This window comes from Leifsonia sp. SIMBA_070, assembly GCF_046534635.1.
Lineage (GTDB): Bacteria > Actinomycetota > Actinomycetes > Actinomycetales > Microbacteriaceae > Leifsonia.
This window is the reverse complement of sequence record NZ_JAWRYK010000988.1, coordinates 1-233: the sequence shown is the minus strand read 5'-3', so window position 1 is coordinate 233 and position 233 is coordinate 1. Positions and strand designations below refer to the sequence as shown.

Genomic DNA, 233 nt, shown 5'->3' with positions numbered 1-233 from the left:
GGGCTGACCCAGGATGCCGCCCCGGCGAGCTGCAGGCCGGTGATACCGACGACCAGTAGGTACACCGCGACCATTGTGCCGATCGGGTTGAAGCGGCCGACGGTGATCGCCGTGGCGCCGAGGAACGTCGCGGCAAAGGGTGCCAGCAGGTACTGGTTGCCGATACCCGGATCGATGGCTCCGAGGTTGCCCACCAGGATGATCCCGATGATGGCGCCGACCAGACCCGAGAC

The 233-nt window shown here is 67.0% G+C and carries 1 pseudogene; it reads right to left on the bottom strand.

The features are described 5' to 3' along the window. Positions 1-233: pseudogene (locus SB754_RS23120) on the bottom strand (ABC transporter permease); the annotation flags it as partial.